A 14332-nucleotide genomic window follows, 5' to 3' on the forward strand; every position below is an offset into this window, starting at 1 on the left:
GGAGTGTTTTAGGAGATTGGAAATCAGTAAAATAAGATGGAGGTCAAGATGAAAGGTCATCAATTTGAAAAACAACAACGTTTTAGTATCCGAAAGTTTAGTGTGGGAGTTTGTTCTGCATTGATTGGATTGGCATTTTTAGGAACGGGGGCTGTCTCAGCAGATGAGACGCATGCGACTAATGAACAACCCTTAGAAGCTTCCACAGCAAATACGGAAGATGTCAATCGTTTGATCAGAGAAGCGGGAGTCTACACTGCAGATGCTGCTTTGCCAACTGCAGAAACAGCAAAACCAGTTGAGGAGGCAACTCCAGCTACGACAGAGGCTGGTCCTGCTAGCACAGAAGCTAGCCCGACGACGACAGATACTCCAGCCGTTTCAGCGACGGAACAACCAAAAGTAGCTGCAGAAAAAGTGGAAGATTTACCAACCAATGAAGAAAAACAATTAAGACCGAAAGAGGTCAAGTTTGATACTTGGGACGATTTGTTGAAGTGGGAACCAGGAAAACGAGTGGATGACGATATGAACAGAGCAAGCGTCCCACTTGCGAGTCGTTTTCAAGGGAAGCAAATCAACGAGCAAGCCAACCCAGATGCAAAGATCCAGGCCCTTTCTAACATGAACTCAAAGGCTAAGGATCATGCTTCCGTCGGTGGGGAAGAGTTTAAGGCCTATGCTTTTGATTACTGGCAATATCTGGATTCTATGGTCTTTTGGGAAGGACTTGTCCCTTCAGCAGATGTGATTGATGCGGCCCACCGAAATGGGGTTCCCATTTACGGAACACTCTTTTACAACTGGTCTAGTAGCATCAAGGATCAAGAGCGCTTTGCAGAAACCTTGAAAGAAGATAGTGAAGGCTCAAAAACCTTCCCGATTGCTCGTAAATTGGTTGATTTAGCCAAGTACTATGGTTTCGATGGTTACTTTATCAACCAAGAAACAACAGGGAACTTAGTAGAGCCTTTGGGGCCAAAATTAAGAGATTTCCTTCTTTATACCAAGGAATATGCGAAGAGCGTCAACTATCCGATCAAGTATTCTTGGTATGATGCCATGACTTATGAATATGGTCGCTACCATGAAAATGCACTGGGTGAGTACAACTACAATTTCATGCAACCTGAAAACGGGGAAAATCCTGTGGATACCTTCTTTGCCAACTTTAACTGGGGCAAATCAGAAGTTGATTATTCGATTAGTACAGCCAAATGGATTAACCGCAATCCTTATGATGTTTTAGCGGGTCTCGAACTTCAAAAAGGAGGTTCTTATAAGACCAATGTCGACTGGAATGCGATTCTAGATGAGCATGGCAAGTTGCGTCTATCTCTTGGGCTTTATGCACCTGATACCATTACAGGTCTAGGAAAGACAGGAGAAGGTTACCATACCCATGAAGATCTATTCTGGACTGGTTTCCAAGGGGATCCAACCAAAGGAAAACCAGCAGACCAATCTTGGTACGGGATGTCCAATCTAGTAGTGGATAAAACTCCAATTACAAGTGCTGATTTTAATACATCCTTTAATACAGGCCACGGCAAACATTGGTTTGTGGATGGCAAGATTTCTAAAGAAGGGGAGTGGAACTACCGTTCTGTTTCTGGCTACCTTCCAACATGGCGCTGGTGGGTAGAGCATAGTGAAGATAGTACGCCATTAAAAGGTCGCTATGATTTTGATCAAGCCTACAATGGAGGGAACTCTCTAGCCTTTGAGGGAGATTTAAAAGCCAATAGCAGTCAAAATGTTATGCTCTATTCGACCAAGATCCCTGTGACAGAAACGACCAAGTTGAGCGTCTCTCACAAGGGTGGGGTCGGAGCTGCTGCTTGGGTAGCTGTTGCCACAAAAGAAGACTACTCTGAATACGAATGGAAGGAATTGACACCGAGTGCGGATTGGTCAACTCAAACCTTTGATTTGGGAGGCTTGGCGGGTAAGACCATTTATGCCGTTAAGATGTTCTTTGATCATGATGCAGATGTCAAAGATTACAAGTTCAACCTCGGTCAATTGTCGATTACGTCCAACCAAGAAAAACCAGTAGCCCCATCTGAAGTGACTGTTCGGGCAAAACGCCTGCAAAATGCCCAGGAAGCGGAGGCTGTCCTTAATTTTAAAGGGGTTGCGGACGCAGATTATTATGAAGTCTATGAAAAAGACGGCGACAACTGGCGTCTCTTAACAGGGTCTTCTGCGACAACCGTCTATCTACCAAAAGTTAGCCGTTCAGCAAGTGCTGAAGGAAAGACGCAGGACCTCAAGGTTGTGGCAGTTGGGAAGAACGGCCAACGTTCAGATGCAGGAACTGTAGCCTTTGATTGGGGTATGACCGTGTCAGATACCAGTCTTCCAAAAGCTCTAGCACCAAACGTGGTGATTGGAGCCAAAGTGATCGGTTCGAGCTTCCCAGATGCGGATGGTAGTGAAGGCATCGAAGGTATGTTAAATGGTACCATTACCAGTCTTTCAGATAAATGGTCTTCTGCTCAATTGAGTGGAACCGTCGATATTCGCTTGACACAACCACGGACCATTGTTCGTTGGGTCATGGACCATGCCGGTGCGGGTGGAGAATCTGTCGACGATGGCAAGATGAATACCCGTGACTTCGACCTTTACTACAAGGACGAAGCTGGTGAGTGGAAATTAGCCAAAGAAGTTCGTGGCAATAAAGCCCATGTGTCCGACATTACACTCGACCATCCAATCAAGGCTCAAGAATGGCGTCTCCATGTCATTACGGCAGATAACGGAACCCCATGGCAAGCCATCCGGATTTACAACTGGAAGATGTATGAAAGTCTGGATACGGAAACGGTCAACATCCCGATGAAACATGCTGCAGCGCAAAACTTGGGCAATCATTTTGTCCAAGTCGGCTTCAAAGATGTTCCGGCCAATACCACACTGACTCTTTATGCCGATAAAGAAGCGACCAGTCCAATTGCGACCATGACAGCCGATCAAGCTGGAAATCTGATCTTTAAACCACTGGCTTTTGAATCAACCCCATCTCTTCTCTACTATCGTGCGCAAGAACCTGGCAAAGATATCAGTAATGTTCTAGCGATCGAAGTTCCAAAAAATGATAAAGAAATTGCGGGACTTCAATTTGAAGATGGTTTGACCAAGAAGGTTTACCGACAAGGGGATGCTCTTTCCTTGAAAGGGGCGACTCTCCGAGTTCATTATAAAGATGGCCAAGCAGATCAACTGGTCAACCTCACCAACTCAGGTGTAGAGATTCATGGATTTGACAGTAGCAAGCTTGGAGAACAACACCTAGAAGTGTCTTACCTTGGTCAGAAACTGGATAAGACTCTCACTGTTTTTGTGGTCAGTGCAGAGGAAGCAGGTGAAAAAGCAGTTGCTGGTCTAGAATTGACCGACAAACCAAAAGTAGAATATATCGTCGGAGAAGCATTGGAGAAAGAAGGCGGACGCTTCACAGTTGTCTTTGATGATGAAACAACTGAGACGCACTCCTTGACAGATGAAGGTGTAGAAGTAACTGGATTTGATGCGAGCAAGGAAGGCCGTCAAACCATTACCATCCATTACAAAGGAGCTAGCACAAGCTTTGATGTCCTTGTCAATCCAAAACCAGCTCTCAACGATGAATACCTCAAGCAAAAATTGGCTGAAGCTGAAGCTGCAAAAGCCAAAGTAGACTTTACATTTGCCAGTCCTGAAGTCAAAGAAGCCTTGTTGGCTGGAATGGCTGCTTCTGAAAAAGTCTTGAAAGAGCATGATACCAGCACACAAGATCAAGTCAATGAGCAGTTGAATCAATTGACCGCTCTCTTGAAAGCCTTGGATGGACAAGCTAATCTAGTCAAAGAGAAAGACGCTCTTTCTGCTCTGACAGAGGAAGCGACTGCTCTATTAGCAAGCAAGCCAAATCACCCTTCTGGTGACGCTTTACAGGCACTGGTTGAGAAAAATAAAGAACTCCTAGACTCTTCAGAACTCACTCCTGAAGCGCTCGCAACCGCAAAAACAGGTTTAGAAACCTTGATTGCGCTCCTGAAAGAAGATAAGCCGGCTGTCTTTGTAGACCCTGCGACTGGAGTCGAAGTTCAATTCTCTAACTTGGAGCCTACTGCTATTAAGGGACTAAAAGTCGCGAAAGTTGAAGCCAATCAGGCAGAAAAAGAAGAGCTGAAGGGACGAGAAGCGACTATCTTTGATATCGAAGGAGTCGATGCAAGTGGTCAGGATGTCGATACCCAGCATCCATCCCTTGTGAAAATCCCTGTGGATAAGGATAAAGAAGTGGAGCAAGTCCTTTTCCTCCCAGAAGGTCAAGCACCTCAATCCTTGGCCTTTGAGAGAGTTGGAGATGTAGTTATCTTTACAGCTCCTCATTTTACCCACTATGCGATTGTCTATAAGCCAGCCAAAACGGAAGGACCAGATCAACCGATCCAACCAGAAGAGCCGGCTAAACCTGATCAGCCTGTTCAACCGGCTCAACCAAATCAGCCAGTCCAACCAAGTACTCCAGTGACTCCGGATCCAGCTAATCCACTGAAGCCTACAAATTCATCTCAAGTGGATCAGTTGGCCCCAACGACTTCTACTCAACCGGGTCATCAAGAGGAAGATCACAAGGATATGGTCGATCAAGAGATCCATCAGTTGTTAAGTACCCACCAAGGAGCGAACTCACAGCCAACGGTTCAGCAAGGAACAAAAGATGCAAGCAAAGAAAGTCAATCAGAACACTTGCCAAATACGGCAAGCCTAGAAGCTTCCTTTGCAGCAGAAGCTGTTCTCCTAGCAGCCTTAGGTGGCTTCCTCTTAGCTGGCAAGAAGAAAGAAGAGTAACTTTTTAAGAGTCTTTAAAAGTTAAATTCAATCGTAAACCTCCTTTGTAAAAAAACAAGGGAGGTTTTATGATGCAGATCCTAATCGAGGTGCAACACTCCTGACTAGCTAATAAGAGGTAGAAATCCACTATTTTTCTACCTCTTTTACAGCTTTTGTGATATAATTATCATGTATTAAAAATAGAAGGAGTCATATCCAATGGCAAAATTGACTGTTAAAGACGTTGACTTGAAAGGGAAAAAAGTTCTCGTTCGTGTTGACTTCAACGTTCCTGTAAAAGATGGCGTGATCACTAACGATAACCGTATCACTGCTGCTCTTCCAACAATCAAGTACATCCTTGAACAAGGTGGACGTGCAATCCTCTTCTCTCACCTTGGACGTGTGAAAGAAGAAGCAGACAAAGAAGGTAAATCACTTGCTCCTGTAGCGGCTGACTTGGCTGCTAAATTGGGTCAAGACGTTGCTTTCCTTCCAGGTGTTACTCGTGGTGCTGAATTGGAAGCAGCGATTAACGCTCTTGAAGATGGACAAGTTCTTTTGGTTGAAAACACTCGTTTCGAAGATGTTGACGGCAAGAAAGAATCTAAAAACGATCCTGAACTTGGTAAATACTGGGCATCACTTGGAGATGGTATCTTCGTAAACGATGCATTCGGTACAGCTCACCGTGCACACGCATCTAACGTTGGTATCTCAGCAAACGTTGAAAAAGCAGTTGCTGGATTCCTTCTTGAAAACGAAATTGCTTACATCCAAGAAGCAGTTGAAGCTCCAGAACGTCCATTCGTGGCTATCCTTGGTGGTTCAAAAGTTTCAGACAAGATCGGTGTGATCGAAAACTTGCTTGAAAAAGCTGATAAAGTTCTTATCGGTGGTGGGATGACTTACACATTCTACAAAGCACAAGGTATCGAAATCGGTAACTCACTTGTAGAAGAAGACAAATTGGATGTCGCTAAAGCTCTTCTTGAAAAAGCAAACGGCAAATTGATCTTGCCAGTTGACTCAAAAGAAGCAAACGCATTTGCTGACTACACTGAAGTGAAAGATACTGAAGGTGAAGCAGTAGACCCAGGTTTCCTTGGTTTGGATATCGGTCCTAAATCTATCGCTAAATTCGACGAAGCTTTGACTGGTGCGAAAACAGTTGTATGGAACGGACCTATGGGTGTATTTGAAAACCCTGACTTCCAAGCTGGTACAATCGGTGTGATGGACGCTATCGTGAAACAACCAGGCGTTAAATCAATCATCGGTGGTGGTGACTCAGCTGCCGCAGCAATCAACCTTGGACGTGCAGACAAGTTCTCATGGATCTCTACTGGTGGTGGAGCATCAATGGAACTTCTTGAAGGTAAAGTTCTTCCAGGACTTGCAGCTTTGACTGAAAAATAAGACGGTTCCTCATGAACCATAGAAGAAGCACCGAAAGGTGCTTTTTCTATTGGATGTGAGTAGAAGGAAGCTAGTCGATCTTTATTTCCCCGCTTGAACCTTTCTAGAAATATGTTAGAATAAAAGAGATAGAAAGATAGGGGACAATGGATTACTTTAAACGACATAAATTTGACCGTTCCAAATTTCGATTAGGAATGCGAACCTTCAAAACAGGGATAGCCGTTTTTCTGGTTCTATTGATTTTTGGTATCTTTGGCTGGCGGGGCTTGCAGATTGGAGCGCTGACAGCTGTCTTTAGTTTGAGAGAAGATTTTGATAAGAGTGTTCACTTTGGAGCTTCGCGCGTGATGGGCAACAGTATCGGTGGTTTTTATGCCCTGCTGTTCTTTATGATCAAGATTCTCTTCAACAATGCTTTTTGGGTGACCCTGATTTTTGTGCCCATTGCGACCATGTTAACCATAATGACAAACGTCGCTATGAACAACAAAGCTGGAATCATCGGTGGAGTTTCAGCCATGCTCATCATCACCCTCTCCATTCCGACAGGAGAAACTTTCCTATATGTTTTTGCCCGCATCTTTGAAACCTTTATCGGAGTCTTCGTTGCGATTTTAGTCAATTCAGATGTGGATCGGATTCGGGACTTTATAAAAGAAAGAAAAAAAACCATGTGAGATTATATGACATTTTAATCTTGACATCGGTTTTTTTTGCGTTATAATAGATAGAAAGGGGGTCTTGTATGAAAGAAAAGGAATTAAGACGAACGTTAGCGGTCTTTCCGATTGGTAGTGTTATGAAATTGACAGATTTAACAGCTCGTCAAATTCGCTACTATGAAGATCAACAACTCATTACTCCAGATCGTACAGAGGGCAATCGTCGGATGTTTTCTCTCAACGATATGGATCGCCTGTTGGAGATTAAGGATTATTTATCTGAAGGCCTTAATATTGCAGGGATTAAAAAACGGATTGCTGAGAAAGAAGCTCAACGTCAAGCTGCCAAGATTGTCAGTGAAAAGGATGTCCGCAAGGCCCTTCACCGTGACATTCTCCAGCAAAGTCGCTTTCATACAACCTCATCGCCATATGGTCAGTTACGCTGATCATTCTTTTTGCTAAATGCTATACTCATAAGGAGACACACATGTCAATTACTGTTGAAGATATTCGTCGCGAAGTCAAAGAAAAAAATGTAACCTTTATTCGGTTGATGTTCTCAGATATCTTAGGGACCATGAAAAACGTTGAAATTCCAGCGACAGATGAACAGTTGGAAAAGGTTCTCTCAAACAAGGCCATGTTTGATGGATCTTCTATCGAGGGGTTTGTTCGGATTAACGAGTCTGATATGTATCTCTATCCAGACTTGGACTCTTGGACTGTTTTCCCTTGGGGAGATGAGAACGGTAGTGTCGCAGGCTTGATTTGTGATGTCTATACAACAGAAGGGGAACCTTTTGCAGGAGACCCACGTGGAAACCTCAAACGTGCCCTTCGTCACATGGAAGAAGTTGGCTTCAAATCTTTCAACCTTGGACCAGAGCCAGAGTTCTTCCTCTTTAAGCTCGATGAAAATGGGGATCCAACTCTTGAAGTGAATGACAAGGGTGGCTATTTTGACTTGGCGCCTACAGACCTTGCGGATAACACTCGTCGTGAGATTGTTAACGTCTTGACCAAAATGGGATTTGAAGTAGAAGCCAGTCACCACGAAGTGGCCGTAGGTCAGCATGAAATTGACTTTAAGTACGATGAAGTGCTTCGTGCTTGTGACAAGATTCAAATCTTTAAACTCGTTGTAAAAACCATTGCTCGCAAACATGGTTTGTATGCAACCTTTATGGCTAAGCCAAAATTTGGGATTGCTGGTTCCGGGATGCACTGCAATATGTCCTTGTTTGATGCAGAAGGAAACAATGCCTTCTTTGATCCAAATGATCCAAAAGGAATGCAGTTGTCAGAAACAGCTTATCACTTCCTTGGCGGTTTGATCAAGCACGCCTACAACTACACAGCCATCATGAACCCAACCGTTAACTCCTACAAACGTTTGGTTCCAGGCTACGAAGCACCTGTTTACATCGCTTGGGCTGGCCGAAACCGTTCACCATTGGTCCGTGTACCAGCTTCACGCGGTATGGGAACACGTTTGGAATTGCGTTCCGTAGACCCAATGGCCAACCCATATATTGCTATGGCTGTTCTTTTGGAAGTTGGTTTGCACGGTATTGAAAACAAAATCGAAGCACCTGCTCCTATCGAAGAAAACATCTACATCATGACTGCAGAAGAGCGTAAAGAAGCTGGAATTACTGACCTCCCATCTACCCTTCACAATGCTTTGAAAGCTTTGACCGAAGATGAAGTTGTTAAGGATGCTCTTGGTGAACATATCTATACCAGCTTCTTGGAAGCCAAACGGATCGAGTGGGCAAGCTATGCAACCTTTGTTTCACAATGGGAAATTGATAACTACTTGGACTTGTACTAAGCAAATTTATCCGAAAATGAGCTAGGTTTGATGACCTGGCTCATTTTTCATACAAAGAAAATGGATGGGACCGATAGGTCTCATCCATTCTTTTTACTTAATTTTCTTCATCTGGTGTCAAAATCATCGGGATGATGATGGGTTCACGTTCCGTGCTTTCGTAAAGGAAAGGACGAAGGGCGTTGACAATAGCACCATGTACGGTTTGAATATTGGCATCTTTGTTTTTCAAGGCGATTCGAATAGCATTGAAAAGGATGCGTTGACTTTCACGGATCAGGTCACCGGACTCTCTCATATAGATGAAGCCACGGCTGAGGATATCTGGTCCAGCTAAAATCATTTTCGACTTGAAGTCAACTGTCGCAACAGCTAGGACAACCCCATCTTCTGATAAATCTTTGCGGTCACGAAGGACAGCCGCTCCGATTTCTCCGATGCGATTTCCGTCGACATAGATATCTTGAGCATTGAAGCTTCCTGCGATACGAGCTGAGTTAGCCGTCAGGGCAAGAACATCTCCGTTGCTCATGATGAAGATGTTATCTTTTTCTACTCCACAATCACGCGCAAGTCCAGCGTGAATCTTCTGCATACGGTACTCACCGTGGACAGGCATGAAGTATTTGGGTTTGATCAAGCGCAACATGAGCTTTTGTTCTTGTTGGCCACCGTGTCCAGAGGTATGGATATTGTTAATCTTACCGTGGATGACATCGACTCCCGCTTCCGAGATGATATTGATCAATTTATTCACACTAGTTGTATTCCCAGGAATTGGACTAGATGAGAAGATAACGGTATCACCCGGTTGCAATTGCACCTGGCGGTGGGTTCCATTAGCGATACGAGACAGTGCCGCCATAGGCTCCCCTTGGCTACCTGTACACATAATGAGGATTTCGTTTGCCGGGTAGTCTTTGATTTCACTTGGTTCAATAATCGTTCCAGGTGGTACCTTGATATAGCCAAGCTCAATTCCGTTGACAATGGCTTTTTCCATCGAGCGTCCAAAGACAACAATCTTGCGGCCAGTTTTAACAGCGGCATCTGCAGCCTGTTGGAGACGGAAGATGTTGGATGCAAAGGAAGCAAAGATGATGCGTCCATGAATGCCTTCAATAATCTTCATAATGGATTGGCCAACGACTTTTTCAGAGTTGGTAAAGGTTGGGACTTCCGCGTTGGTTGAGTCAGAAAGCAGACAGAGGACGCCTTCCTCTCCTAGTGCAGCCATCCGGTGAAGGTCGGCCGGCTCCCCAACAGGTGTGAAGTCAAATTTAAAGTCTCCCGTGCAGACGATTTTTCCTTGAGGCGTATGAAGAACAATCCCCAAAGGTTCTGGAATGGAGTGGGTCGTCCGGAAGAAGGTCGCTTTAATATGCTTAAAGGTCAGCTCCGTATTTTGGTTGATTTCATAGAGTTTGGCACCACGAAGGAGGCCATGCTCTTCCAATTTTCCACGAATAAGGGCTAGAGCCAAAGGTCCAGCATAGATTGGTACATTAGCTTGTTTCAAGAGGAAGGGAATTCCTCCGATATGGTCTTCGTGTCCGTGGGTAATCAAGACACCTTTGACACGGTCGATATTTTCAACGATATAGGAATAGTCAGGAATCACGTAATCAATCCCTAACAAATCATCTTCAGGGAACTTAATCCCAGCATCCACAATGATGATTTCGTCTTGGTATTCAATCCCATAGGTATTTTTACCGATTTCCCCGAGACCTCCAATGGCGAAAACACCAACTTCTTCAGGTTTTAAGGTATATGCCATGGATTAGAACTCCGTAATTTCAAATGCGCCAGACTCTTTTTCATATTCTAGGTGTTGGTCTGACAAGAGAGTGATAAATTCGATGTTGTAAGATGTATTTTCTTCAACAAGGCGACGAGCTTCAATGCGTCCTTCTAACTCATTCTTCGCATCAATATCGAGATAGAGGGCATGAGTCGTTTGACGACGAGGGTTGCGTTCTTTTGTTTCTTGGTAGAAAACTTTGTAAATCATTTCGTTTCGGTTCCTTTCACTTGTTCGGACTGTAGCAGAAAAGAAACAGCTAGTAGCTAGCTGAGACACCTATTCTTGCTTTCTTTTGTCCTGATTCGATACAATTATTATCCATTATACCATAAATAGGCTCTAAGGAAAAGATGCAAGCGGGTTCTGAGAGCAGAAGGAAGCGCTTTTTTAGAAGGGATAGAGAGCAGGTGATTTCACAGTCTGGGGGTGCTTCCTCTACCGTTTGGCGTCTATTTGTAGTATAATATGAAGCAGACAACGAGGAGAAAACATGAAAGTATTAGCATTTGACACCTCCAGTAAGGCCCTATCCGTTGCCCTTTTGGAGGAAGAAAACCGATTAGCAGAGTTAACGCTGACGATCAAGAAAAACCACAGCATTACCTTGATGCCGACCATTGAATTTTTGATGGCCAGCATTGATTGGAAACCGACGGATTTGGACCGTATCGTAGTAGCAGAAGGGCCTGGATCCTATACTGGCTTACGAATTGCGGTAGCAACGGCTAAAACCCTAGCTCAAACGCTAAAGATTGACTTAGTAGGGGTGTCGAGCTTACTAGCCTTGGTACCAGAAGAGATAGAAGGTCTGGCCATTCCAGTCATGGATGCGCGGCGCAACCATGTCTATGCGGGCTTTTACCAAGAGGATCAGTTGGTCTACCCGGAGGGGCACCTTTCTTTTGAAGCCGTATTAGAAAGAGTAAAGGGAGCTGAAAAGGTGACCTTCCTTGGGGAAGTGGAAGCCTTTCGCGAGCAGATACAAGAGGCCTTACCGAGTGCTCAGATGGTAGAAACCCTACCGGATGCGGTACGGATCGGTCGACTAGGACTTACAAAAGAAGCTGTCTCCGTTCATGGTTTTGTGCCCAACTACCTCAAGCGGGTAGAAGCTGAGGAAAACTGGCTCAAGGACCATCAAGAGTCCGGTCAGTCCTACATCAAACGCCTATGATCCGTATCGAGAAGGAAGCGGGGCGATTCGATTTAGCCCCTCAGTTGGTAGAAATCTTAGACGATGTCTATGGACAAAGTCCTTGGACCTTGGAGCAAGTCCTAGCGGATCTCGGTCAACCTCAAAATTGGTATGCCTTGGCCTACAGTGGGGAAGCATTGGTGGGCTTCTTGGCCATGCAAGAAAATCTCTATGAGCTAGAGGTCGTCCAAATTGCTGTTCGAAAAGAGTGGCAAGGGCGCGGGATTGCTCGTCAGCTACTAGAAACTGTTCCTCAGGAGAAAGAGGTCTTTTTAGAGGTGAGAGAAGGAAACACTCCGGCTCGGACTCTCTATCAGAAACAAGGATTTAAAGAAATTGGTTGCCGGAAAGGGTATTATCATGCACCTACCGAAGACGCCATTATGATGAAAAGGGAAGCAAATGAAGGATAGATATATTTTGGCATTTGAAACATCTTGTGATGAGACCAGTGTTGCCGTTTTAAAGAATGACACAGAACTCTTGTCCAATGTTATTGCCAGCCAAATTGAAAGCCATAAACGCTTCGGGGGAGTGGTTCCAGAAGTTGCCAGTCGGCACCATGTCGAAGTCATTACGGCCTGTATTGAGGAAGCCCTAGAAGAAGCGGGAATTACAGAAGAAGAAGTCACAGCGGTTGCGGTAACTTACGGACCAGGTCTGGTTGGAGCTCTTTTGGTCGGTCTTGCTGCAGCCAAGGCCTTTGCATGGGCCCATGGGATTCCTTTGATTCCTGTCAATCATATGGCTGGCCACTTGATGGCTGCTCAAAGCGTTGAGCCTTTAGAATTTCCGCTCTTGGCCTTGCTGGTCAGCGGAGGACACACCGAGTTGGTCTATGTCTCGGAGGCGGGTGATTATAAGATCGTTGGGGAAACGCGTGATGATGCAGTGGGTGAGGCCTATGATAAGGTCGGCCGCGTCATGGGCTTGACCTATCCAGCCGGTCGCGAGATTGACGAGTTGGCGCATAAGGGTCAGGATATCTACGATTTCCCACGTGCCATGATCAAGGAAGACAATCTGGAGTTCTCATTCTCAGGGCTCAAATCAGCCTTTATCAATCTCCACCACAATGCCGAGCAAAAAGGCGAGAGTCTGTCCAAGGAAGACCTATCGGCTTCCTTCCAAGCAGCGGTGATGGATATCTTGATGGCCAAGACCAAAAAAGCCCTAGAAAGATACCCTGTTAAGACCCTGGTGGTGGCGGGAGGAGTCGCGGCCAACCAAGGATTACGTGAACGCCTGGCTTCTGAGATCACAGATGTTAAGGTCATCATTCCTCCTCTGCGCCTCTGCGGGGACAATGCGGGGATGATTGCCTATGCCAGTGTCAGCGAATGGAATAAGGGAAATTTTGCTAGCTTAGACCTCAATGCTAAGCCTAGCCTTGCTTTTGCTCCGATAGAAGAGAACTTAGATTAGTTAAAAAACGAACATAAACGACGGGAGGACGATTCCCGTCCCTTTTTTTGTTATAATAGATAGCATCAAAAAAGAAAGGAAGAAGGAGTGGAAAAGAATTTTCAGCAGGGGGTCAGGGATGCCCTTCCGACGGCCTTGGGTTATATCAGTATTGGCTTAGCCTGTGGTGTGGTGGCGTCGCCCTATCTCTCCCCTTTAGAAATGGGATTGATGAGTCTCTTGGTTTACGCAGGGGCTTCTCAGTTTGCGATGATCTCTTTGATTGCCGTCCATTCGTCCCTCATGAATATTGCCTTAACCGTCTTTTTCATCAATTTGCGCAATATGCTTATGAGTCTGCATACCTCCCCTGATTTTAAGGAGGCTAGCCTGGTCCATAATATTGGAATTGGTAGTTTGTTGACAGATGAAAGTTACGGAGTCTATTTAAGTGAGAAATTAAAAAGTGACCGGATCACTGTTCCCTGGATGCATGGCAATAATGTGGTCGGTTATCTGGCCTGGGGCTCATCAACTATTTTGGGGACAGCCCTGGGGTCCCTCTTGCCCAATCCTAGTGCCTTCGGCCTGGACTTCGCCTTAGTTGCCATGTTTATTGGGATTTTTGCAGGTCAGTTTCAAGGCATGCGTTTGACGGAGAAGATGGCTACCATGCTCCTTGTTTTAGGTGCAGTAGCTCTTAGCTTTTTCCTCTTGACCTTCTTTTTGACCCAATCCTTGGCCGTTTTAGTGGCTACTTTAACAGGTTGTTTCGTGGGGGTGATGTGCGATGCGCGTGAATAGTTGGATTTTCTTGGTTATTTTGATGTCCGCAGTGGTCACCTGGATTCCGCGCATTCTTCCCTTCGTTTTGGTCAAATACCGGGGGCTGCCAGATCCAGTTCTGCGTTTTCTAAAATACCTTCCCATTGCCATTATTTTTGCCCTGATCCTTTCCAGTCTAGTAGAGGGGAAACCGGGCCAGCTCCCTCAGGTTCGGTGGGTAGATCTGGTCGCAACCATTCCGACCACGATAGTGGCCTTTCGCTACAAAAACCTAATGGGTACGGTTCTATTCGGGATTGTCTTGGTTGCCCTCTTACGTTTGCTTATCGCCTGAATCTCCTGAATTTTTAGATAGATTACTGTTTGTTACGAATGTTGCAAAAATATTTCAA

Annotated in this window: 12 protein-coding genes; 10 read left to right on the forward strand and 2 right to left on the reverse strand. The window is 45.1% G+C overall.

The annotated features are described in order from the left end of the window. The first annotated feature begins 48 nt into the window (after nucleotides 1–48). The 5 genes from ACOXXR_RS01010 to glnA all read left to right on the forward strand — a co-directional run bounded on the left by ACOXXR_RS01010 (nucleotide 49) and on the right by glnA (nucleotide 8748). The gene (locus ACOXXR_RS01010) at nucleotides 49–4845 is read left to right on the forward strand and encodes an endo-beta-N-acetylglucosaminidase (RefSeq protein ID WP_445278566.1); all 4797 of its coding nucleotides are present in this window, start codon (nucleotides 49–51) and stop codon (nucleotides 4843–4845) included. A 201-nt stretch (nucleotides 4846–5046) separates the two neighbouring features. Next, nucleotides 5047–6246, forward strand: a complete 1200-nt coding sequence (locus ACOXXR_RS01015) for a phosphoglycerate kinase (RefSeq protein WP_048715731.1) — start codon at nucleotides 5047–5049, stop codon at nucleotides 6244–6246. Between the two features lie 146 nt (nucleotides 6247–6392). Next, entirely contained in the window at nucleotides 6393–6926 is a 534-nt protein-coding gene (locus ACOXXR_RS01020) for an FUSC family protein (protein ID WP_445278567.1), read from the forward strand. A 68-nt stretch (nucleotides 6927–6994) separates the two neighbouring features. Next, nucleotides 6995–7360 (forward strand): MerR family transcriptional regulator, encoded by a 366-nt coding sequence (locus ACOXXR_RS01025; RefSeq protein ID WP_048715733.1) that lies wholly within the window; start codon nucleotides 6995–6997, stop codon nucleotides 7358–7360. A gap of 41 nt (nucleotides 7361–7401) precedes the next feature. Further along, nucleotides 7402–8748 carry a type I glutamate--ammonia ligase gene (gene glnA / locus ACOXXR_RS01030; RefSeq protein WP_445278568.1) on the forward strand — a complete coding sequence of 449 codons (1347 nt, stop codon included), beginning with the start codon at nucleotides 7402–7404 and terminating at the stop codon, nucleotides 8746–8748. A 97-nt stretch (nucleotides 8749–8845) separates the two neighbouring features. On the opposite strand, the gene rnjA is transcribed toward glnA, so the two are convergent. After that, nucleotides 8846–10528: a ribonuclease J1 gene (gene rnjA, locus ACOXXR_RS01035; RefSeq protein ID WP_006595536.1), complete on the reverse strand. Its 1683-nt coding sequence runs from the start codon at nucleotides 10526–10528 to the stop codon at nucleotides 8846–8848. Nucleotides 10529–10531: 3 nt separating this feature from the next. Then, nucleotides 10532–10762: a DNA-dependent RNA polymerase subunit epsilon gene (locus tag ACOXXR_RS01040; protein ID WP_023027297.1), complete on the reverse strand. Its 231-nt coding sequence runs from the start codon at nucleotides 10760–10762 to the stop codon at nucleotides 10532–10534. A 283-nt stretch (nucleotides 10763–11045) separates the two neighbouring features. Here ACOXXR_RS01040 and tsaB point away from each other — a divergent pair, with 283 nt between their 5' ends. The 5 genes from tsaB (at nucleotide 11046) to ACOXXR_RS01065 (ending at nucleotide 14274) form a co-directional block, all read left to right on the forward strand. Further along, nucleotides 11046–11729: a tRNA (adenosine(37)-N6)-threonylcarbamoyltransferase complex dimerization subunit type 1 TsaB gene (tsaB, locus tag ACOXXR_RS01045; protein ID WP_023027296.1), complete on the forward strand. Its 684-nt coding sequence runs from the start codon at nucleotides 11046–11048 to the stop codon at nucleotides 11727–11729. Then, complete coding sequence (rimI, locus tag ACOXXR_RS01050) at nucleotides 11726–12163, forward strand: ribosomal protein S18-alanine N-acetyltransferase (RefSeq protein ID WP_123159589.1); 438 nt, start codon at nucleotides 11726–11728, stop codon at nucleotides 12161–12163. Before tsaB ends, rimI begins: the two co-directional genes overlap by 4 nt. Then, nucleotides 12153–13175: a tRNA (adenosine(37)-N6)-threonylcarbamoyltransferase complex transferase subunit TsaD gene (gene tsaD, locus ACOXXR_RS01055; RefSeq protein WP_023027294.1), complete on the forward strand. Its 1023-nt coding sequence runs from the start codon at nucleotides 12153–12155 to the stop codon at nucleotides 13173–13175. Before rimI ends, tsaD begins: the two co-directional genes overlap by 11 nt. Nucleotides 13176–13262: 87 nt before the next feature. Further along, nucleotides 13263–13958: an AzlC family ABC transporter permease gene (locus ACOXXR_RS01060; protein WP_006595541.1), complete on the forward strand. Its 696-nt coding sequence runs from the start codon at nucleotides 13263–13265 to the stop codon at nucleotides 13956–13958. Beyond that, on the forward strand, nucleotides 13945–14274 hold the full coding sequence (locus ACOXXR_RS01065; RefSeq protein WP_023024476.1) for an AzlD domain-containing protein: 330 nt from the start codon (nucleotides 13945–13947) through the stop codon (nucleotides 14272–14274). Before ACOXXR_RS01060 ends, ACOXXR_RS01065 begins: the two co-directional genes overlap by 14 nt. The last annotated feature ends 58 nt before the right edge of the window (nucleotides 14275–14332 follow it).

The sequence above is a fragment of the Streptococcus sp. KHUD_013 genome (genome assembly GCF_052588545.1).

What these genes read in the sequence shown, in the direction of transcription:
- ACOXXR_RS01010 (WP_445278566.1), top strand. Translation starts at nt 49, where the DNA reads ATGAAAGGTCATCAATTTGAAAAACAACAACGTTTTAGTATCCGAAAG.
- ACOXXR_RS01015 (WP_048715731.1), top strand. Translation starts at nt 5,047, where the DNA reads ATGGCAAAATTGACTGTTAAAGACGTTGACTTGAAAGGGAAAAAAGTT.
- ACOXXR_RS01020 (WP_445278567.1), top strand. Translation starts at nt 6,393, where the DNA reads ATGGATTACTTTAAACGACATAAATTTGACCGTTCCAAATTTCGATTA.
- ACOXXR_RS01025 (WP_048715733.1), top strand. Translation starts at nt 6,995, where the DNA reads ATGAAAGAAAAGGAATTAAGACGAACGTTAGCGGTCTTTCCGATTGGT.
- glnA (WP_445278568.1), top strand. Translation starts at nt 7,402, where the DNA reads ATGTCAATTACTGTTGAAGATATTCGTCGCGAAGTCAAAGAAAAAAAT.
- rnjA (WP_006595536.1), bottom strand. Translation starts at nt 10,528, where the DNA reads ATGGCATATACCTTAAAACCTGAAGAAGTTGGTGTTTTCGCCATTGGA.
- ACOXXR_RS01040 (WP_023027297.1), bottom strand. Translation starts at nt 10,762, where the DNA reads ATGATTTACAAAGTTTTCTACCAAGAAACAAAAGAACGCAACCCTCGT.
- tsaB (WP_023027296.1), top strand. Translation starts at nt 11,046, where the DNA reads ATGAAAGTATTAGCATTTGACACCTCCAGTAAGGCCCTATCCGTTGCC.
- rimI (WP_123159589.1), top strand. Translation starts at nt 11,726, where the DNA reads ATGATCCGTATCGAGAAGGAAGCGGGGCGATTCGATTTAGCCCCTCAG.
- tsaD (WP_023027294.1), top strand. Translation starts at nt 12,153, where the DNA reads ATGAAGGATAGATATATTTTGGCATTTGAAACATCTTGTGATGAGACC.
- ACOXXR_RS01065 (WP_023024476.1), top strand. Translation starts at nt 13,945, where the DNA reads ATGCGCGTGAATAGTTGGATTTTCTTGGTTATTTTGATGTCCGCAGTG.